The 19633-nt window shown below is 61.1% G+C and carries 17 protein-coding genes; 7 read left to right on the forward strand and 10 right to left on the reverse strand.

The window, feature by feature from the left end; translation table 11 throughout:
* Positions 1 to 89: 89 nt before the first annotated feature.
* From HAT86_RS13145 to HAT86_RS13160, 4 genes are all read left to right on the forward strand, one after another.
* The gene (locus HAT86_RS13145) at positions 90 to 1277 is read left to right on the forward strand and encodes a thiolase family protein (RefSeq protein ID WP_167198568.1); all 1188 of its coding nucleotides are present in this window, start codon (positions 90 to 92) and stop codon (positions 1275 to 1277) included.
* Positions 1278 to 1320: 43 nt separating this feature from the next.
* A complete protein-coding gene (phbB, locus tag HAT86_RS13150; RefSeq protein WP_167198570.1) occupies positions 1321 to 2052 on the forward strand; it encodes an acetoacetyl-CoA reductase in 732 nt (243 codons plus the stop codon).
* A gap of 219 nt (positions 2053 to 2271) precedes the next feature.
* Positions 2272 to 3996, forward strand: coding sequence for a PHA/PHB synthase family protein (locus tag HAT86_RS13155; protein ID WP_231125909.1), 1725 nt, complete (start codon positions 2272 to 2274; stop codon positions 3994 to 3996).
* Positions 3993 to 5384 (forward strand): bifunctional enoyl-CoA hydratase/phosphate acetyltransferase, encoded by a 1392-nt coding sequence (locus tag HAT86_RS13160; protein ID WP_167198577.1) that lies wholly within the window; start codon positions 3993 to 3995, stop codon positions 5382 to 5384. The genes HAT86_RS13155 and HAT86_RS13160 overlap by 4 nt, the downstream gene beginning before the upstream one ends.
* A 166-nt stretch (positions 5385 to 5550) precedes the next feature.
* Here the strand turns inward: HAT86_RS13160 and HAT86_RS13165 are convergent, their stop codons facing one another.
* Positions 5551 to 5766: a hypothetical protein gene (locus HAT86_RS13165; RefSeq protein ID WP_167198580.1), complete on the reverse strand. Its 216-nt coding sequence runs from the start codon at positions 5764 to 5766 to the stop codon at positions 5551 to 5553.
* A 157-nt stretch (positions 5767 to 5923) separates the two neighbouring features.
* Between HAT86_RS13165 and HAT86_RS13170 the strand changes: the two genes are divergently transcribed.
* Entirely contained in the window at positions 5924 to 6364 is a 441-nt protein-coding gene (locus HAT86_RS13170) for a CBS domain-containing protein (protein WP_167198583.1), read from the forward strand.
* A gap of 9 nt (positions 6365 to 6373) precedes the next feature.
* Here the strand turns inward: HAT86_RS13170 and HAT86_RS13175 are convergent, their stop codons facing one another.
* Entirely contained in the window at positions 6374 to 7060 is a 687-nt protein-coding gene (locus tag HAT86_RS13175; protein ID WP_167198586.1) for a Crp/Fnr family transcriptional regulator, read from the reverse strand.
* 277 nt (positions 7061 to 7337) lie between these two features.
* Here HAT86_RS13175 and HAT86_RS13180 point away from each other — a divergent pair, with 277 nt between their 5' ends.
* The gene (locus HAT86_RS13180; RefSeq protein WP_167198588.1) at positions 7338 to 7811 is read left to right on the forward strand and encodes a phasin family protein; all 474 of its coding nucleotides are present in this window, start codon (positions 7338 to 7340) and stop codon (positions 7809 to 7811) included.
* A 127-nt stretch (positions 7812 to 7938) separates the two neighbouring features.
* Positions 7939 to 8154: a dodecin family protein gene (locus HAT86_RS13185; protein WP_167198591.1), complete on the forward strand. Its 216-nt coding sequence runs from the start codon at positions 7939 to 7941 to the stop codon at positions 8152 to 8154.
* 62 nt (positions 8155 to 8216) lie between these two features.
* Here HAT86_RS13185 and HAT86_RS13190 read toward each other — a convergent pair whose 3' ends face one another.
* The 8 genes from HAT86_RS13190 to HAT86_RS13225 form a co-directional block, all read right to left on the reverse strand.
* Positions 8217 to 10904: a cation-translocating P-type ATPase gene (locus HAT86_RS13190; RefSeq protein WP_167198595.1), complete on the reverse strand. Its 2688-nt coding sequence runs from the start codon at positions 10902 to 10904 to the stop codon at positions 8217 to 8219.
* Between the two features lie 105 nt (positions 10905 to 11009).
* A complete protein-coding gene (locus HAT86_RS13195) occupies positions 11010 to 12134 on the reverse strand; it encodes an ABC transporter permease (RefSeq protein WP_167198599.1) in 1125 nt (374 codons plus the stop codon).
* A 4-nt stretch (positions 12135 to 12138) separates the two neighbouring features.
* Positions 12139 to 14865 carry a ribosome-associated ATPase/putative transporter RbbA gene (gene rbbA, locus HAT86_RS13200; RefSeq protein ID WP_167198602.1) on the reverse strand — a complete coding sequence of 909 codons (2727 nt, stop codon included), beginning with the start codon at positions 14863 to 14865 and terminating at the stop codon, positions 12139 to 12141.
* Positions 14855 to 15838 carry an HlyD family secretion protein gene (locus HAT86_RS13205; RefSeq protein WP_167198605.1) on the reverse strand — a complete coding sequence of 328 codons (984 nt, stop codon included), beginning with the start codon at positions 15836 to 15838 and terminating at the stop codon, positions 14855 to 14857. Before HAT86_RS13205 ends, rbbA begins: the two co-directional genes overlap by 11 nt.
* Before the next feature lie 163 nt (positions 15839 to 16001).
* Complete coding sequence (locus tag HAT86_RS13210; protein WP_167198616.1) at positions 16002 to 16508, reverse strand: isochorismatase family protein; 507 nt, start codon at positions 16506 to 16508, stop codon at positions 16002 to 16004.
* The gene (locus tag HAT86_RS13215; protein WP_167198608.1) at positions 16406 to 16852 is read right to left on the reverse strand and encodes a hypothetical protein; all 447 of its coding nucleotides are present in this window, start codon (positions 16850 to 16852) and stop codon (positions 16406 to 16408) included. Before HAT86_RS13215 ends, HAT86_RS13210 begins: the two co-directional genes overlap by 103 nt.
* Positions 16853 to 16910: 58 nt before the next feature.
* Entirely contained in the window at positions 16911 to 18458 is a 1548-nt protein-coding gene (locus tag HAT86_RS13220; protein ID WP_167198611.1) for a bifunctional aminoglycoside phosphotransferase/ATP-binding protein, read from the reverse strand.
* Positions 18459 to 18795: 337 nt separating this feature from the next.
* A complete protein-coding gene (locus HAT86_RS13225) occupies positions 18796 to 19389 on the reverse strand; it encodes a response regulator transcription factor (protein WP_331272549.1) in 594 nt (197 codons plus the stop codon).
* Positions 19390 to 19633: the final 244 nt, after the last annotated feature.

A 19633-nucleotide genomic window follows, 5' to 3' on the forward strand; every position in this document is an offset into this window, starting at 1 on the left:
ACCCAAGACCGCTCGGTCCAGTCTGCCTCACCTCTTGCAGGCTTCGTGAAAGCCCTGATCGACCATTCGAGACCAAAAGGCGGCGCATCATGAAAGAGTCCGACATTGTTCTTTGCCATCCCGTTCGCACGGCGATCGGAAAGTTCGGTGGCAGCCTCAAGGATATCCCCGCAGCTGATCTCGGCGCGCGGGTTATCGGAGGCGTGCTGCGGCGCAGCGGCCTTGCGCCGAACAAGGTGTCTTCTGTGGTATTCGGAAACGTGATCCAGGCAGGCACCGGCATGAATCCGGCGCGGCAGGCCACGCTGAACGGGGGGCTTCCCAAGGATGTGCCAGCGATGACCGTCAACCGGGTCTGCGGCTCGGGGGCCGAGGCGATTGCCTCTGCCGCCCGCATCGTGAGGCTGGGCGAGGCCGACTGCGTCATCGCAGGTGGCATGGAGAACATGGACCGGGCCCCTTACCTGCTGGATCGCGCCCGCTGGGGCTACCGGATGGGGCCGGGCAAGATTGACGATGCGATGTTGCGCGACGGTCTGAACGACGCCTTTTCCGGCAAGCATTCCGGCTGGCACACCGAGGATCTGGTCGCCAAGCACAACATCTCCCGTGAGGCGCAGGATGCTTGGGCGGCGCGGTCGCATCAGAGGTTTTCCAAGGCGCAGGAAGCCGGCCATTTCGCGGATGAAATCCTGCCCGTCGAGGTCACGTCGAAATCGGGCAAGTCGGACTTCAAGGACGACGAATCGAACCGCCCTGACGCCACCGCCGAGGGGCTTGCCAAGCTGCGCCCCGCCTTCCGCGAGGACGGCACGATCACCGCTGGCAATGCGCCGGGGCTCAACTCTGGCGCGGCCGCGATGATTGTCACGACGGCGCGCTTTGCCACCGAACACGGCCTCGAGGTTGCCGCGACGCTTGTGGCCAGCGGCGTAGGTGCGGTCGAGCCGGGGATGTTCGGCCTTGGACCGTTGCCTGCAGTTCATCAGGCGCTTGACCGCGCCGGGTGGTCGGCAGGCGATGTGGAACGCGCCGAGATCAACGAGGCATTTGCGGCCATCGCCATTGCGGTAACCGATGGGTTGGACCTGTCCGAGGACATCGTCAATGTCGAAGGCGGCGCCATCGCGCATGGCCACCCGATCGGGGCGACCGGGGCAGTCTTGACCACCCGGCTGCTGCATTCCATGGCGCGCGACGGTATCCGGCGCGGTTTGGTAACGCTGTGCATCGGCGGCGGTCAGGGCATTGCCCTGCTGCTGAAGCGCGCCGACTGATTTTCCCGGAGAGCGCAGAAAAACGACAGAAAGGACAATGCCCATGACCAACCAGAACCGATCCGCGCTTGTCACCGGTGGCGTGCAGGGGCTTGGCGCGGCGGCGGCGCAAGCCCTTGCCGACGCAGGCGTGACCGTGGCCGCTGCCCATCTTGGCGCAGGCGACCGGGCCAAGGCCTTTGCGGATGAGACCGGGATACCGGTCTTTGAATGGGATGTGAGCGATTACGACGCCTGCACACAGGGTTTGAAAGATGTGGAAGAGGCGATTGGGCCGCTCGACATCTTGGTGAACAATGCCGGGGTCAACCGGGACGTCATGTTTCACAAGATGGGCCGGGAAGATTGGGACGCGGTGATCGGCGTTGATCTTGGCGCGATGTTCAATGTCACCCGGCAGGTTATCGGCGGCATGCGCGACCGCGGCTTTGGACGCATTATCAACATTTCCTCGGTCAATGCCGCGCGCGGCCAAATGGGCCAGACCAATTATTGCGCGGCCAAGGCCGGTGTCGAAGGTTTCACCCGCGCCTTGGCCCGCGAATCTGCCGCCAAGGGCATCACCGTCAATGCCATCGCGCCCGGATATGCCGACACGGCGATGGTCGAGGCGGTGCCGGATGACATGATCGAGAGCATCTTGGACATGGTGCCGATGTCGCGTCTGGCCGACCCGGATGAGATCGGACGTTGCGTGCGTTTCCTCGCGTCGGACGACTCGGCCTTCATCACCGGGGCGACATTGCCGGTGAATGGCGGCCTGCACATGGGCTAGCCATCCTTACCGCCATCTTTTTATGCAAAATGAGAGGTTCCGATGCCTGACAACCGGAAACAGACCCAACCGAAGACAAAAAACCGCAAGAGCGCAGACAGCGTTGAACCAGAAGCACAGGCGACAAAGGATGAGCAGGAAACACCCGACGAGCACGCCGAAGCCTGCGGCGAGCTTGCGCCGGAGCCGCCAGAAATTGTCCATCCTTCCCCGTTTGAGATGCCCGATCGCTACAGCACCAAAAGCCTTGACCGCGCAGCCAATGCGCATCTGGCACGCTTTACTTTGGGGGTGACGCCGTATGGCATGGCGTCCACGTTCTTTACATGGGGGGCGCATCTGATGGGTGCCCCCGGCAAACAGGTGCAACTGGCCGAAAAGGCCGCGCGCAAGGCGATGCGCTTTGGCGTCTACATGAATCAGCTTGCCCGCGACCCGAACACACCGGGCTGCATTGAACCCCTGCCGCATGACCACCGGTTCGATCACGAAAGCTGGCAGCGCTGGCCCTACAACCTGATGCACCAAAGCTTTCTGCTGACCCAACAATGGTGGTACAATGCGGCCTGCGACATCGACGGCGTGACCAAACACGATGAACATGTTGTCTCCTTCGTGACCCGCCAGATGCTCGACATGGTCTCGCCCTCGAACTTTATCGCCACCAACCCTGAAGTTACGCGCGCAACCCTTGATGAGGGCGGCGGCAACTTGATGCGCGGGATGCAGAACTTTTTGCAGGATTGGGAACGCGCCGTCTCGGGGAAACCCTCGGTGGGCGCAGAAGATTTCGTGCCCGGCCGCGATGTGGCAACGACGCCGGGCAAGGTGGTGTTCCGCACGCATTTGCTGGAACTGATACAATACGCCCCACAGACCGACAGCGTGCAGGCCGAGCCGATCCTGATCATTCCCGCGTGGATCATGAAATACTACATCCTCGATCTCAGCCCGCACAACTCGCTGGTGGGGCACCTTGTCGATCAGGGATACACGGTGTTCATGGTATCTTGGCGCAACCCCACGGCAGAAGATCGCGACATGGGGATGGCCGATTACTTTGATGCAATCGAGCAGGCCTTTGACGCGGTCGGGGCGATCGTGCCCGACCAAAAGGTGCATGCCATGGGCTATTGTCTGGGCGGCACGTTGATCGCCGCCAAGGCCGCGCAGATGGCGCGCGACGGACAGGACAGGCTGGCCTCGCTTACCCTTCTGGCCACGCAGGTCGATTTTACCGAACCCGGCGAATTGCAGCTGTTCATCAGCGAAAGCGAGGTCACGTTTTTGGAAAACATGATGTGGGATCAAGGGTATCTGGATACCAAACAGATGGCGGGGGCGTTTCAATTGCTGCGCTCTACCGATCTGATCTGGTCGCGCTACACCCATGACTATTTGATGGGAAAACGTCAGGACATGTTCGACCTGATGGCATGGAACGACGACGCGACGCGCCTGCCCTACCGCATGCACAGCGAATACCTGCGCAAGTTCTATCTGGGCAACGAACTGGCGCAGGGACAATACCACATCGACGGCAAGCCGGTGACACTCGACGCGATCGACGTGCCGCTGTTTTGTGTCTCGACCACCTCGGATCACATCGCGCCGTGGCAGTCGGTCTACAAGCTACACCTGCTGACCGAGCCGTCGCTGACCTTCGTGCTGACCAGCGGCGGCCACAATGCCGGGATCGTCAGCGAACCGGGGCACAAAGGGCGATCGTTTCACATCCACACCACGGATCAGGATGATCCTTACATCCCGCCCGAGACGTGGGAAACCGTGGCCAAGCCACATGAAGGATCGTGGTGGCCCGCGCTTGTCGACTGGCTGAACGCACGATCAAGCGGCAAGACAACACCGCCGAAGATGGGCACCGGCAAGGGTAAATATCGGCCGCTTGAGGATGCCCCCGGCACCTATGTGTTCCAGAAATGAGCCCGCCCGACACCATCACAAACCGGCCTTTTGACAGCCTGAAGCCGGGCGACGGGGCAAAGATCGAACGTCGGGTGTCGGTTGGCGATATGCGCGGGTTCACGACCCACGCCGCCGAGATAACGGACCACGGCATTGACCGCACGCTGGCCTCGGACCCGGATTTTCGCGCAGCACTTGCGCAGGGCGGGATTGCCGTGACCCTACTGGTCACCCTGATCATTGCCCGGTTTCCGGGACCGGACACACGGCTTGACAGCCTGTCGCTGGATTTTTCCGGGGTGCTGAAACAGGGCGATATGGCGGTTGCCGAAGTGACCATCGCCTCGCTTGATGCCGCATCGCGCAAGGTGCAGCTTGACTGCCAGTGTCGCCGCGAAGACGGGACGGTCATCCTGTCGGGGCGGATCGGGGTAATCGCGCCGGACAAACACGTATCACGCCCATTCGGTCGCCCGGTCGCGCTTGAGCCGGGGCACGCGCCCGACAGGTTCGCGCATATCGAGGATCTTGCCCGTGAGAAGGGTCCGGTCTGCATGGCCGTGGTCAACCCGGTCGATGCCCCGTCCATCGAAGGCGCGATCAGCAGCGCGCGCGCCGGTCTGATCAAGCCGGTCCTGTTTGGAGCGCAGAACGACATACGCACTGCCGCCGACGAGGCGCGGGTGGATCTGTCCGGTGTCGAGATCCGCGATACGCCTGACCCGGAACAAGCCGCCCGCGCGGCGGCGCAACTTGCCGCCGATGGCGGATGTCAGGCGCTGATGAAGGGCAGCCTTCATACCGACACGTTGCTGAGGGCCGTGATCGACCTCAAGGAACTGCGCACCACCCGCCGCATGAGCCATGTCTTTGTCGAAGATGTGCCGGGCTATCCGCGCCTCTTGCTTGTCTCGGATGCTGCGGTCAATATCCGCCCTGATCTGGATACGTTGCGCGATATCGTGCAGAACGCCATCGACCTTGCCCATGCGATCGGCATTCAGCAGCCAAAGGTGGCGCTGCTTTCAGCGGTCGAGACGGTCACGGAGGACATCCCTTCGACCGTGGCCGCCCGCAACATCCGCGACATGGCCGAACGCGGCGAGATAACCGGGGCCGATGTTGACGGACCGTTTGCCATGGACAACGCGGTCTTCGAGGGCGCGGCACGCATCAAGGGCATCACGTCTGTGGTTGCGGGTCAGGCCGATATCCTGATCGCGCCGGATCTTGAGGCCGGCAACATTCTGGCCAAAAGCCTTGACTATCTGGCCGGGGCCGAGGCGGCAGGGATCGCCCTTGGGGCAGCTGTCCCAATCGCGCTGACCAGCCGGGCCGACAGCGCGAGCGAACGCCACGCCTCGGCGGCCCTCGCCGGGCTGGTCGCGGCCCGCAACAGGCGATGATGGGGGGCAAGGAAATAGGGGTGCTGGCCCCTGAACGCGGGCATTTCCAGCCTGCGCTGTGGCGGTTTCAACCGCGACCGGAACGGTCAATATCGACACGACTCCTCACGCATAAGGAACAGGTGTGCTTGGTGCCGACGATGACGCCGCGACGCGCTGACCGTGATCAGGCGTTCCCATTAATCCCCCAGTGCTCTCGCAACTTGGCTATCATGTCATGCGGCAGCTTGAAGTAACGACCGATTTCATGGTCGCTCAGCCCGTAATCGACCATGGCCGCCAGCACCTCTGCCGGCATCGGGCCAAGCGCATCAAGGATGCGATTAGCATCTTCCATCGTCAATGCGGGCGACGGCGTCTCGAAGAGCGAACGATGTTTCATGGCCCCCTCACAGTCATGACCCGAGATTGAACAACGATCATGCCCCGCGCATTGACCCGGATTAATGACATCACCAACGCGATGGTCCATTTTTGGGCCCATAGATATGGATGCGACCAGAGCGTGTCACATCAAACAGACGGAAAGGAATTCGACCATGCTGGTCAGGAACGTCATGTCCTCACCGGTAATCAGTGCAACCGCCGAAACCACGATCTGCGACGCGGCCGAACAGATGCGCGCGAATGGTGTGGGTGCGTTGCCGGTGCTTCAGGATGGAAGGCCAATCGGCATCGTAACCGACCGCGATATCGTCATACGCGCATTGGCCGCCGGCGGCGCAGCCCTCAGGCCAGATACCAACATCAGGAACATCTACACGCGCGATGTGATCACCTGCTTCGCCGATCAGGACGCGGCCAAAGCGGCGGCGGTAATGGGTGAGGACCGGGTGCGGCGTCTGCTGGTGATCGACAGATCGGGTGCTGCGGTTGGCATCCTGTCGGTTGGCGACATTGCCGAACATGTGTCCGAGGAACTGGCCGGACAGGCCCTTGGCGAAATCAGCGAAGCCCGCGCCCGCGACATGCCCAACTGATCCGGAATGTCACGCGGCATCGGTTGTGATTTCGTCACGAAGTGCCACAATATCGACTTGTGCAAGCTGCGCCAGCTTGGGCAGATCTTCGATCAGGATATCCATGCGATCGCCGGTCTTGATGACACCGGCCCGGTTTAGACGTCGCAGGGTTCGGCAGACATGGACGGATGAGAGCCCGGTGAAATCGCCGATTTGCTGCTGACTGAGCGGCACATGGAACTTGCCGTGACACTGGTTGCCGCCCTCGGAAACGCGTATGAATAACTCGATAAGGACGTAGGCGACACGCGTTTCTGCGCTTGCCTGACCAAGACGCAGCATGCGTTCCGATTGCCGGGCCTGCGCCGCAAGATCACGCAGCCGTTCGGACTTTCGCAGATCAGGATCTTCTTGGAGCCATCGCGCCCACGCGGTCTTGCCGATGGGAGCGATCACCGCATCGCACAGCGCCTCGATCTGCAAAAAGCTGGTCTTGCCGTTCATGGCGGTCGGATCATACGTTTCGCCGGGCAGAATGAATTCGATGATCTGCTGATGCCCATCTTCAAGCGATTTCGAAGCGGCCAGCCACCCCTCTTCGACATAAAGCCGGGCATGCGTTTCATCGCCTTCGCTTTTCAGGATCGTTCCCTTGTTCACGGCATGTTGATCGCGTCGCATGGCATTTTTGAACTCAGAAGACGTATTGAGCATAGCAAAGCCTCCTTGACCGAATGTTTCAAAACAAAATCCAGCCGTCTGACAGGCTGAACCCTATTCAATTTTTCCCCAAACACACACCATAGGGCCCGAATCTATACAACCAGACGGTGTTTTATGTACCATTTGAACCAAAATTTTGATAGCCCATGGCCTGTTTTCCCTCCCTGCCCCGACGAATTGACGTGTGTTAATGCCGACACCCGTAAGCAAGTGTTCAAATGATAAGGGTTCAAGACTACCGAAATCATATCGATAAGGAAGACACGTCATGGCCAAGGATAAACCTCAGACAGACATGACCGATCTCGCGCGCCAGACTCAGGCGTTGTTCAATCTGAACGCGGCGGCAAAGCCCCAGTTCGAGCAGGTGACGAAGGTCCAGGAAGGCATGCTTGAACAAGCCGAGACCTTCACCCGACACTGGCTTGAACGTCGTCAAGAGGCGCTCGACACCGGCCTTGAGGCCCTGAACGAAATCAATTCCTCAGACACACCAGACCCCGTAGCCGCCATACAGACAATTGCCAAATGGCAGCGCGGATCGTTGGAGCGTCTGACAGAAGACTTTCGGGAATGGATGACAGTGTGCCTGCAGCCCATGCAACTGGCCGCCACCCCGCAAAGCGAGACCAAGCCAGCGGATGCGGCATCATCCGGAACCGATCAGGGCAAAGCGCCGAGCAAGCCCAAGGGCGGCGCGGCCGCGTCGCGCGCCAAATCGGACCACGCAACGCCCGTGTGACGGGCCGCAGTCCGGAAACACCTCACCTCCCGGCCCCGGCTCATGTCGTGGACCGCCATGCGCGTGTGTCGCAAGCTCCAGCAACCTTTGGGCCGATACCGAAACGAAACCGAAAGGAGAATACAAGATGTCCATGCTTAAGGTGATCGAAGTGCTAGCCGAATCCGACAAGGGGTTCGAGGATGCCGCGCAAAACGCGGTGACGCAGGCCGCGCAATCGGTGCGCAACGTCAAGTCAGTTTACATCAAGGATATGAATGCCGCCGTCGAGAACGGCCAGATTACCAGCTACCGGGTGAACGCCAAGATCAGCTTCCTTCTCGACGATCAGGATGCCGGGTAAACGGGCTTTATTTGCAGGGCTCGAACCTGCCCCGGTGTAGGCCGGGGCGGTTTTCGTTTGGCTCAGGGCTTCGCGCGGGGCACAAGGCTCAGCACAGTTTGCCCAACCACCAGCGGCACAAGGCTGCCGCCCAAAACCAACAGCCATCCCGACACCTCCAGCGGCACCACGCCCAGAACCGTCGTCAGCCCAGGAAGCCATGCGGCGGCGGCCACCAATACCGCCGACAGGGCAATCGCGGACCAGACCCATCGGTTTTGCACGACAGAGTTGCGGATCAGGCCGCTGCCCGCGTCGCGCATGTTGAAAACGTGCCACAGCCGCGCCAGTGCGAAGGTGAGAAAGCCGATCGTCACGGCGGCGTCCTGCCCCATGTCCTGCCACAGCGCGACAAAGAACACCGTCGTCACCGACCCCGCAATTAGCGCGCCCCAAAGGCCCGTGGCGATCCAGTGCCGCCGCGTCAGCACTGGTTCCTTCGCATCGCGCGGGGGGCGGTCCATGATGTCGGCAGGGCTTCCCCCGACGCCAAGGGCCAATGCCGGAAAGACGTCGAGCACAAGATTGATGAACAAGATTTGAAGCGGCAAAAGTGGGAGCGGCGCGCCGATGACGGCGCACAGGCCAACCGCCAGAACCTCGCCCAGATTTCCCGACAGAAGATAGACGATAAAGCGGCGGATATTTTCGAAAATCGTGCGCCCCTGTTCAATCGCCACGATAATCGTGGGAAAGGCATCATCCTTGAGCACGATATCGGCGGCCTCGCGGGCAACATCGGTGCCGCGCTGGCCCATGGCAATGCCCACATCGGCCTTTTTGAGCGCGGGCGCGTCGTTCACGCCGTCCCCCGTCATCGCCACCACCGCCCCCGAGCCCTGCCAGTGCCGGATCAAGTCCAGCTTTTGCGCAGGCGATACGCGGGCAAAGACCTGATACTCGGTCAGGCGGTCTTGTGTGTCCTCGCCCTGATCCCCGTTCGTTTGCGGCAGGTCACGGCCCACCATTGCCTGCGGATCATCCGCCAGCCCAACATCCTGCGCAATCGCCGCTGCGGTGACAGGCTGATCACCAGTGACCATGATGACCTTGATACCGGCCCGGTGACATTGGTCTATGGCCTGCGCCACGTCACTGCGGGGGGGATCGGCCAAACCGACAAGCCCCAGCAGGGTCAGCCCCTCATAGGGGTCGGTGTCAAGGCTCTCTACCTGCCGTTCCGCAAAGGCCAGCACGCGATACCCCTGCCCTGCCAGCGCCTCAACGCGGTCTGCCCATTCGCCTTGGCCCCGATCCGACAGTGCCTCGGCCTCACCGTCCGGCGTGGCGACATGCGTGGCGATCTCCAGCACAGCCTCGGGCGCGCCCTTGACGGCGACGCGGTAACCGCTTTCGGCCTTGTGAAAGGTCGCCATCATCTTGGTGTCGGCATCAAAGCTTTCCTCGCGCTCCTCGGGGTGATCTTCAAGAAGCTGATCGCGCCTGATATCCACTGCGGCGGCGGCGTGCAGTAGGGCGATTTCCATCGGGTTGCCGGTGCCGTTCGGTTGGTCCTTTGCATGGGTGTCCTCTACGTCCGCATCCGGCTTGTCGCCTTCGCTGGTCTTGGACAGTTCGGCATTGGTGCACAGCGCCGCCACCTCAAGCAGCCGACAGGCCAGCACCGGTGGGCTATCGGGCCGCTTATCACTTGCCCATGCGATATCCTCATCGTCACCCGGCAACGCCAGACGCGCCACCCGCATCCGGTTTTGCGTCAGAGTGCCAGTCTTGTCGGCAAAGATCACGCTGGTCGATCCCAGTGTCTCGACCGCCGCCAGCCGTTCCACCAGTGCATTGCGCTGCGCCATCCGCCACATGCCGCGCGCCAGTGCCACCGTGGCCACGATCGGCAGGCCTTCGGGCACGGCGGCGACAGCAAGCGCCACCGCGGTTTCAAGCATCGACACGATATCCCGGCCCCCCAACACCCCCAGAAAAGCCACAACCGCTGCTACAAGCAGCGTCAGCACCACCAGATTGCGCCCAAGCCGGTCCAGCCGCTTTTCAAGCGGGCTCACCTCCTGCTCGGCATCGGTGGTCATTTGGGCTATGCCGCCCAGTTCGGTTTGCATCCCGGTCTCAACCACGACACCTGTGCCGCTGCCATCCGTGACCGCCGTGCCCTTGAAGGCCATCGAGGCGCGTTCGGCCAGCGGCGCGGTCTGGTCCACCGCATCCGATGTCTTGGTGACCGGAACGGATTCGCCGGTCAGGGCCGACTCGTCACAGGTCAGCCCGTTGGATTCGATCAATCGCAAATCCGCCGTCACCACATCGCCCGCATCCAGCAACACGATGTCACCCGGCACGAGGGTCTCGGCATCGACGGTGCCACTCTGCCCGTCCCGTCGCACCCGTGTCTGAACCGTTCCCAGACTGCGCAACGCCTCCATTGACCGCACAGCCTTCCATTCGGTGAAAAACCCGATAGCGGCGTTCAGCAGGATAGCGGCAAGGATGGCGAGCATTTGCACGATTTCGTTCATCGCGAAGGACACGATGGCGGCCCCGCCAAGAATGGCGATCACCAAGCTCTTGAACTGGTTTGCCAATATTGTCCAAGGGCTTGCGGTTTTGGCCTCGGTCAGGCGGTTGCGACCGTGTTCGCGGCGCCGCCGCTCAACCTGACGCTCATCAAGGCCGCTATCCGGATCGACAGAGAGATCCTCAAGCACCTTCTCGACGTTGCGGGACTGAATGGGCGTCATGCTATATGTCCTGTTCCTGTCGGTGGCCTGCGGTTGCGGGCCGCATCGGCAATGTGGTCGGGATGGTGCGCTGTGCTGCCATCGGCTGCAAGACACGGGCTTTTTTCATCGTGCCGCCGCCATCGTCTTACGAAAACGGCTAAGCGCAAAACCCAAAAAGACAGCGCCGATGCAGATCACTGCAAGCAGGTCCATCCAGACCAGTGAAAATCCCGCCCCCCGGTAGAGGACCGCTTGGGCGAAACTGGTGAAATGCGTCGCGGGCGACAGGTGCATCAGGCTGCGCAATGGCTCTGGCATCGCCTCAAGCGGCGTGACCCCGCCCGACAACAGGTAGAGCACGACGAAAACCGGGATCGCAAGCAGGCCGAATTGCGGCATCGTGGTTGCGAAAGTCGCCAGCATGATCCCAAGAGCCGTGACCGAAAACAAATAGACCGCCGCCCCGCTGGCAAAAACCGCGATCGAGCCCGGCACCGGGATGCCCATCAGCGTCTCGACCACCAGCACCAGCGACAGGACAGCCGCGCCAACGATCACCAGCCCGTTGGCCCAGATTTTGGACAGCATGATTTCCAGTGCGGTGACCGGCATCACCATGAGATGCTCAAGCGTGCCGTGCTCACGCTCGCGGATCACCGCAGCGCCCGACAGCACGACGGCCAGAATCGTGACATTCCCGATCACCTGCATCACGGCGAAAAACCATTGTGACTGAAGGTTTGGATTGAACCGCGCGCGGGGCACGAGGCTGGCCGGATGGGCGGTCTTCGTGCCCTGCCCTGACAGATAGCTGGCCAGTTCATCCTGCACGATCCGGGTGACATAGGCGGTGCCATTGCCTGCCAGCGTCATCGCCGTGGCATCGACATTGAGTTGCAGCACGGGTTGGCGTCCGGCCAGCAAGTTGGCCTCGAAACCCGACGGAATATGCAGCACAAAGCTGTAGCGCCCCTGATCCATCGCCGGGCCCATCTTCTCGATCCCGATCAGCGCGGCGCGTTGAAAATAAGGCGGCAGAAAGGCCGCGCGGACGCGGTTGGACACGGTCGAGCGGTCCTCGTCGACCACGGCAATCGCGGCATTGCGCACCTCGGTGCGCACGCCATGGGCAACGGCATACACTGCGGCGGTAAACGTGTAGACGACCAGTGCCATCAGGACCGGATCGCGGAACAGGCTCCATAATTCCTTCAGACCTAGACGGTAGATGTTATGCAGGCTGCGCATCCTGTCATGCCTCCTGCTTTTGTAACAGCACGCTGGCAAGCATCAGGAACAAGCCACAGAACCCCGCAAGGATCAGGTGGTTCAGGTATAGATCACCAAGGCCCAGCCCCTTGTTGAACACCCCCGTGCTGATCCGCTGAAAGTAGAGCGCCGGGAACGCCTCGCCGATCATGCGCGCAACGCCATCCAGCGTGGACACCGGATAGAGCATGCCCGAGAAGTTGACCGTCGGGATGATCACGATGATCGCGCTGCCAAAGATCGCGGCGATCTGGCTGCGCACGAAGGTCGAGATCACCAGCCCAAACGCCGTGGCCGCACCCGTGTAAAGCAAAGCGCCTGTCACCAACGCCAACAGGCTGCCTTCGATCCGCAGGCCAAACACCGACAGCAACATGCCGACCAGTATGACAAAGCTGATCATCGCGACGCCGATATAGGGCATCTGTTTGCCGATCAGAAATTCCAGCTTGCGCACCGGGGCCGCGTAGAGATTGGTGATCGAGCCCATTTCCTTTTCCCGCACGACGCCCAAGGCGGTCATCATCGTCGGAATCATGATCAGCATCATCATCAGGACGCCGGGCGGAATCGCATAGGCTGAATCAAAGCTCTGGTTATAGCGAAATCGCGGTTCGATGGTCGCGGGATAGAGGCCGGGCCGCTGTCCGGTTTCGGTCTGAGACATCTCGGCCAGAAAGCCGGTAAAGGTCGCCTCGGCGTAGCGCCGGGCGGATTCGGCGCGCACCGTGTTCGATCCATCCAGCCAAAGCGCCACTTCGGGCCGCTCACCGGCCAGTAGGTCACGGCCAAAATCGGGGGGAATGACGAGGGCCAGCGCGACATCCCCGCTACGCAGCAGCACCGCCATCTCGGCGGCGGATCTCAATTCGGCAGACTCTTGGAAATAGCGCGAGCTGGAAAACTGACGCCCCAAGGCACGGCTTTCGGCGCTGCGATCGTGATCGACGGTCGCGTAGGACAGGTTTTCGACATCAAAGGAAATTCCAAAACCGACCGCGATCATCAAAATCACCGGCCCCAGCAGGGCAAAGGTCAATCGGATCGGATCACGCCCAAGCTCGATCCCTTCACGGCGGGCAAAGGCCCAGATCCGGGCCGAGGAGATCAGGCCGCGTCGACCTTTGGCTCGGTGCTGTTGGCGGTCGGGTGCCGGTGCCTTGGTCGCTGTCTGGTCGTCCGCAGCCTCTTCGAGGTATTCAATGAACGCCTCTTCCAGACTGTCCGCGCCGCGCTCACGGCGCAGGGCATCCGGTTCCTCCACGGCCAGCACCTGCCCCGCGTGCATCAGCGAGATGCGATCACAGCGCTCGGCCTCGTTCATGAAATGGGTCGATATGAAGATCGTCACCCCGTCTTCGCGCGACAGCGCGATCAGCATTTCCCAAAACCTGTCACGCACCACCGGATCAACGCCGGAAGTCGGCTCGTCTAGGATCAACATCTCGGGCTTGTGCAGGACGGCCACGGCCAGTTGCAAACGCTGGCGCACGCCAAGCGGCAGATTGCCGGGACGGCTGTCGGCAATGTCCTCAAGCTCGAACCGGTCCAGCAATTCCCGCACCCGCGCGCGTTGCCGTGCGGCACTCAATTGAAACAACTGCGCGTGCAGCACCAAATTTTGCCGCACCGACAGCTCGGCATACAAAGAAAACGACTGCGACATGTAGCCAACGCGGCGCCGCGTCTTCAGATCGCTGCTGTCCACCGACTTGCCAAAAAGCTGTGCATGACCCTCGGTTGGGTCCAAAAGGCCGGTCAGCATTTTCATCGTGGTGGTCTTGCCGCAGCCATTGGACCCGAGAAAGCCAAAAATCTCGCCCTTGCCGATTTCAAAGCTGACGTTGTCAACGGCGGTGAAATCGCCGAACCGCTTGGTCAGCCCCTCGGCCTTAATGGCGGCGCGGTCTTCGGTTTGGTCGCGCGGCGGCAGGTGCACCGATCCATGACCCTCGCGCTTTTCCTCCGGCAGGAAGGCAATAAACGCTTCTTCCAGCGTATCCGCCCCGGCCTCGGCGCGCAGATCCTGCGGTGTGCCTTTGGCCAGAACCCGGCCCTCATCCATCGCGACCACGTGGTCAAAACGTTCAGCCTCGGACATGTAGGCGGTGGCGATGGCCATTGTCATGCCGTCACTGCGCGCGCGAATGCGGTCGATCAGCTGCCAAAACTGTTTGCGCGACAAGGGATCGACGCCGGTTGTCGGCTCATCAAGGATCAGCAGGTCTGGGTCATGGATCAGAGCGCAGCACAGCGACAGCTTCTGCTTCATACCGCCCGACAGGTTGTCGGCCGGACGCGCTGCGAACGGGGCCAGTCCGGTGCTTTCCAACAGTTCCCTGATACGGTCTTCGCGCTCTGACGGGCCCTGACCAAACAGCCGTCCGAAGAAATCGACATTTTCGTAAACCGACAGCGTCGGGTAAAGATTCCGCCCAAGACCCTGCGGCATGTAGGCGATGCGCGGATAGCTTGCGGCGCGATGCGTAGGGTTGGCCATGTCACCGCCCAGCACCTTGACCCGGCCTTGCTGGATCCGCCGGACCCCGGCCATCAGCCCCAGAAGCGTGGATTTGCCCACCCCGTCCGGGCCGATCAGCCCCACCATATCGCCCTGCGCAAAGCGCAGGCTGACATCGTCCAGCGCCGTGGTCGCGCCGTAGCGGTGGCTGATATCCGCCATATCGACAGTGATCGGCTCAGTCGACATCGGGCAACCGGACAGCCAGAGAGGCAGGCCATTCTGCCTCCGGATCGACGCGCACATAGGCCAGACCGGGGACACCGGTTTTCACCACATCCTGATAGTCGGCAAGAATCTCGGGCGGGATGCGCAGCTTGACCCGGAACATCAGGTTCTCGCGCTCTTCCTCGGTCTCGACGAATTTGGGGGTAAACTGCGCCTCACCGGCGACAAAGCTGACGCTGGCGGGAATAACGTAGTCGGGGGCCGCATCAAGCACCAGCCGTGCTTCGGCCCCATAGCGCAACCGACCCGCGGCACCGGTGGGCAGATAGACGGTCATCACCACATCCATTAGATCCAGCAGCGTAAGAACCCGTGCACCCGCCGACAGCATTTCACCCGTCTCGGCAAGGCGATACTGCACCCGCCCCGCACGCGGGGCACGCAGGGCGTATTCCTCCAGATCCGCGCGCAGCCGGTCAACCGTGGCCTGCGCCGCCTCGATCCGCGCCTCTGCCGCAGCGATGCCCGCCTTGGCCGAGTCGACCGCCGCTTCGGCTGATTGCTTTTTTGACAGGCGCAAGTCGATGCTTTCCTCAGGTGCAAACCCACGCGCGCCCAGTTCTTCGGCGCGATACAGTTCCTTTTCGGCAAAGGTCAGGGTGCTTTTCTTTTCCGCAAGGATTGCGCGACGTTCCGCAAGCGCCTGACGCGCCTCGCCAAGCTTGGCCTGCGACTCGCGCAGCTGCGCCTGAAGCTGCGTATCGTCAAGCCGGGCCAGCACCTGATCCGCTTCGACGCGGTGGCCCTCGCTGACCATGATCTCTGTCAGGCGACCGCTGAATTTCGTGGCCACATCCACGCGTTCTGCCTCGATCCGGCCGTTTGCTGTTGCGATTCCCGGTGGTGGGCCGTCCTTTAAGGTCATCCCCCAATAGAGGAACCCGGCCCCAAGAAGCACGATTAGACCCGCGCCATACATTAAGCCTTTCTTCATGGACATCGCAGCATGCCTTTTCTGTCATGGGCTAGATTGGCACGGCCCCTGTTGCGTTTGCATTCCGCCGCCCGGTCGCATGCGGGCACATAGACTTCTGAGTGACACAGGCAGGTGATCGAAAGCGCCGGTTGCCGCCCCGTTGCCACGCTGTTCGCCCCTGTCACCTTTCCTTTCGGCCATCGGCAAAGCGCGTTCCCTTCACTGCCCCCGGCTCTCCCGTGACAAAGTCGTTTTGCATGTAGTGAACCACATCCCCGGTCGAGAGCACCTTGGCGACCGTGCTGTTGGCGACCTGAAGCGCGGTCTGTTGATTGGCCGTCGCCGTCGCGACGGCATCGCCGACCACGACCACGTCATACCCCCGGGAATTGCCGGCATAAGCGGTGCTCAGCACGCATTCATCCGTCCACAGCCCGATGATGACGATCGTGTCGATATCATGCGCCTTGAGCATCTTGTCGAGATACGAGACGCCGTCCTTGTCGAATGTCCAGAACATGTCGAGGTGCTTGCCATGATAGAACCAGCCATCTGCAACCTCATCTTCCGTTGGCGCAATCTCGGTCAGCGGGTCCAGCCCGGGGCCACCGGTAAAGACATAAGCCGCGTTTTCCGGGGTGTCGGGCGCAGGCCCCTTGGGCCGTACCAGCGATCCATGGCGTTGGATATTCCATCATCAAAACGCCGGCTCCAGGCACTCCAGGCGATGCAGACCCCGTCACTCTGGGCACGCGCCGCGCGGAACGTATCAACGAGGCGGACCATATTGGGCAGGATGCCCTCGGCATAGGCGCGATACTCTTCCTGACAATCATCCAAAAGCAGCGCGATCCGGCGCGGACGATCCGCCAGATCCCAAGACGCCCAAAACGCGATCGGGGTTCCGTTCGGGCCATCCGGGGTGCTGCTGTAATTCGGCATCGGCTCCATCGCGAGCGTCATGTCGCGAAACGTGCAAGGCTGCTGCAACGCCTTTTTCAGGGTGGGGATTTTGCTGGTGTCTTGAGCCATTGTCAGTCTCCTGTCGGGGGCCGGATCACGTCGTGGCCATAGCGTGGGCGATTATGTGTCACTGGGTGAGCAAGGGCTTATTCCTGTCCTTGGTCACTGTCGCAAGAATCCCGGTCAGGCTGTCCGTGACAGTCTGACCGGTTGAAACGGTCTGCCAGTCCGTCGCCTTCGGCGCGCGGGCAAGTTGCTTGGCCAATACATCTGCATCGGCATCCGACGCGCCGGGATCGCGTGTCTTCAGCCGCAAGTGCAGGGCCTTGGGATCGGCCTGCAACCAGACCCTGTCAAACGGCGCGCTGGTTGCCGCGGCCACGGCCGCGATCCGGGCGCGATCCTCGGCGCGGTCGTGCACCGCATCGACGATCACGCTCACGCCATCTTCAAGCAGACGCTGCGACCGGGCGGCCATCGCGGCATAGACCTGCGCAGAAACCTCGGCGCTGTAGGCCTCGGGTGGCAGCGGATAATCCGGGGCTGTGTCGAACATCGCCTTGCGTGTACGGTCGCTGCCGATCACCCGCGCCCCCGGCGCAGGGCCCAGATGTGGCGCAAGCGCTGCGGCAAGCGTCGACTTGCCCGATCCGCTGAGCCCACCCAGGGCCACCAGACGCGCGGGTTTGGGCATAAGCAGATGCTCGGCCAGATCGAAATAGGCGCGTGCCTCTTCCGCCAGCGTGTTGCGCGACTGTTCCGTCGTTTCGGCCTGTGTCGCAAGGACATGCGCGCGCACCGCGGCGCGCAGGGCCGTGAAAAACGGCAACAGCACATACCCGTCTTCCTGCCCTGATGCGTCGCAATAGCGGTTCACAACCTGCGACGCCTCGCGCCGCAGGCCGCGATACCAAAGGTCCATGGCCAAAAACGCCAGATCGTAGAGCACATCCACGGTCGCAAGCGCGTCGTTGAACTCAAGACAATCGAACAGCCGGACACGCCCCTCATAAAGGCAGATATTGCGAAGGTGCAAATCACCGTGGCAGCGTCGCACTTGGCCGGCGCGCGCCCGTGTGTCCAGCCGCGCGGCATGGGTTTCAAGTGCGCGGTTGAAGGCCGCAACAAGACGGGCGATGTCATCCTTGGAAAAGACGGTGCTTTGCTGGAAGGCCTCTGCGTTGACGCGCAGGACCGATCTGATGTTGTCGACGCCATCGGCGTCACCGTCCACCCGAGCGGTCGCATGCAACGCGGTGATCTCTTGCGCCAAGGCATCAAGATACCCTGATGTCAGCGCCCCGCGCTGCGCCATCGCGTCAAACAGCGCGTCCTGATCGAAGCGGCGCATCTTGACCACCGCATCAAGAAGGGTGCCTGCCCCATCGAATTCCGGCCCATCTGCACCCGCTGTGATGCGGCGCACCCCAAGATAAAGCTCCGGCGCGGTGCGGCGATTAAGGCGCAGCTCCGTCTCGCAGGCGGCAAGCCGCCGCTCCGGGGTAGAGAAATCGAGATAGGGAAGACGCACAGCCCGCTTGAGCTTGAACACCCGTTTGCCCACCAAAAACAGATGCGAGATATGGGTGTCGATCCTTTCGACGGTGGGCGTCATCCCGTAGCTTTGGGGCTCTGACAGAAATGCCTTGGCCGTTTCCTGCTCCTCGTGACGCATTCTTGTTCCCTGACACCGCAATGTCTTGAACTTTATGCCAGCGCTGACAGTCTTCCTTAACCTTGGTTAATCGAGTGCGACATTGGCTGAAATTGTGGGAACTTACCCCCCTCAAAAATTGGGCCACTTAAAATGAAAGTTGGTTCCGTTGTGGTCCGCGATGGACCATCACCGCAGCGACCAGCGCACACGGCAACAGCCGCACGCCATCATCAAAGCCGGTGTTCGGTTGGGGCTCGATCGGGTCATCGGCACTGGCTTTGCCCTCAAATTCGGTGGAAATGGGCAACCCAACACGGGTTACCCCACCCGGTCGCACATTAACATTTCTGTTCGGCTAGAAAAGCGACCGATCCCGAGCGATCATCGCGGCATGCGTTCTGTTACGCGCGTTCAGTTTTCCCGTCAGGGTCTTGACGTACAGCTTGATCGTCACTTCCTGAAGATTAAGGTCAATGGCGATCTCTTTGTTGGATTTTCCTTCGCAAATACCTTCGAGAACCTCCATTTCACGCTTGCTTAACCCCCCGTCGGCCTCGGTGTGTTTGGCCTTCATAAATTCCATGGGTAGGTATTTTTCGCCGTCGGCCATGAACTTAATAGCCGACATCATCGACCGTGCGCTAATGGTCTTGGGAATGAAACCCGCCGCTCCCAGTTCAAGAGCCTTGTGTGCAAGATCGGGCGACTCCACCCCGGTGAGGATCGCGACAGGGCAATCTCCGGCAAGCGCGATCATCTTCGACAAACCGTCAAGCCCGTTCATTCCCGGCATGCTATAATCTAGCAAAATAAGATCAAACGATTCAAACTCACTCACCCGGTCAACCGCATCAGTGAGACTGCCTGCAAAAACGACATCCGAGAAGTCGTTGATTTGCAGGATTGCCGCAATAGCTTCGCGGACAAGCGAATGGTCATCTGCAATCATTATGCGCATATGGTCCTCTCAATTACGCGCTTTGCGTAAAACCATGCTGGGTCTATATTTCTTAGAGCGTTGCTTAATACGCCAGAACACTTTCGAAAAATGGGCCTATACTTTTGCCCTCACCGCCCTGTTCATTCGACTAACTATCTCAAAATCGTTGCAAATAAAGTGAAGGACCACCGGCTGACGCCGGAGGCATCACTTGGAGGAATGTAATTCCAGGTACTGCCGGATGACGTCGTCA

It is taken from the genome of Roseovarius gahaiensis, assembly GCF_011601345.1.
In the GTDB taxonomy this organism is placed as follows: Bacteria; Pseudomonadota; Alphaproteobacteria; order Rhodobacterales; family Rhodobacteraceae; genus Roseovarius; species Roseovarius gahaiensis.

Bases quoted from the DNA above. Each gene is read 5' to 3' on its own strand.
- HAT86_RS13145 (WP_167198568.1), top strand. From the start codon at position 90: ATGAAAGAGTCCGACATTGTTCTTTGCCATCCCGTTCGCACGGCGATC.
- phbB (WP_167198570.1), top strand. From the start codon at position 1,321: ATGACCAACCAGAACCGATCCGCGCTTGTCACCGGTGGCGTGCAGGGG.
- HAT86_RS13155 (WP_231125909.1), top strand. From the start codon at position 2,272: ATGCCCGATCGCTACAGCACCAAAAGCCTTGACCGCGCAGCCAATGCG.
- HAT86_RS13160 (WP_167198577.1), top strand. From the start codon at position 3,993: ATGAGCCCGCCCGACACCATCACAAACCGGCCTTTTGACAGCCTGAAG.
- HAT86_RS13165 (WP_167198580.1), bottom strand. From the start codon at position 5,766: ATGAAACATCGTTCGCTCTTCGAGACGCCGTCGCCCGCATTGACGATG.
- HAT86_RS13170 (WP_167198583.1), top strand. From the start codon at position 5,924: ATGCTGGTCAGGAACGTCATGTCCTCACCGGTAATCAGTGCAACCGCC.
- HAT86_RS13175 (WP_167198586.1), bottom strand. From the start codon at position 7,060: ATGCTCAATACGTCTTCTGAGTTCAAAAATGCCATGCGACGCGATCAA.
- HAT86_RS13180 (WP_167198588.1), top strand. From the start codon at position 7,338: ATGGCCAAGGATAAACCTCAGACAGACATGACCGATCTCGCGCGCCAG.
- HAT86_RS13185 (WP_167198591.1), top strand. From the start codon at position 7,939: ATGTCCATGCTTAAGGTGATCGAAGTGCTAGCCGAATCCGACAAGGGG.
- HAT86_RS13190 (WP_167198595.1), bottom strand. From the start codon at position 10,904: ATGACGCCCATTCAGTCCCGCAACGTCGAGAAGGTGCTTGAGGATCTC.
- HAT86_RS13195 (WP_167198599.1), bottom strand. From the start codon at position 12,134: ATGCGCAGCCTGCATAACATCTACCGTCTAGGTCTGAAGGAATTATGG.
- rbbA (WP_167198602.1), bottom strand. From the start codon at position 14,865: ATGTCGACTGAGCCGATCACTGTCGATATGGCGGATATCAGCCACCGC.
- HAT86_RS13205 (WP_167198605.1), bottom strand. From the start codon at position 15,838: ATGAAGAAAGGCTTAATGTATGGCGCGGGTCTAATCGTGCTTCTTGGG.
- HAT86_RS13215 (WP_167198608.1), bottom strand. From the start codon at position 16,852: ATGGCTCAAGACACCAGCAAAATCCCCACCCTGAAAAAGGCGTTGCAG.
- HAT86_RS13220 (WP_167198611.1), bottom strand. From the start codon at position 18,458: ATGCGTCACGAGGAGCAGGAAACGGCCAAGGCATTTCTGTCAGAGCCC.
- HAT86_RS13225 (WP_331272549.1), bottom strand. From the start codon at position 19,389: ATGATTGCAGATGACCATTCGCTTGTCCGCGAAGCTATTGCGGCAATC.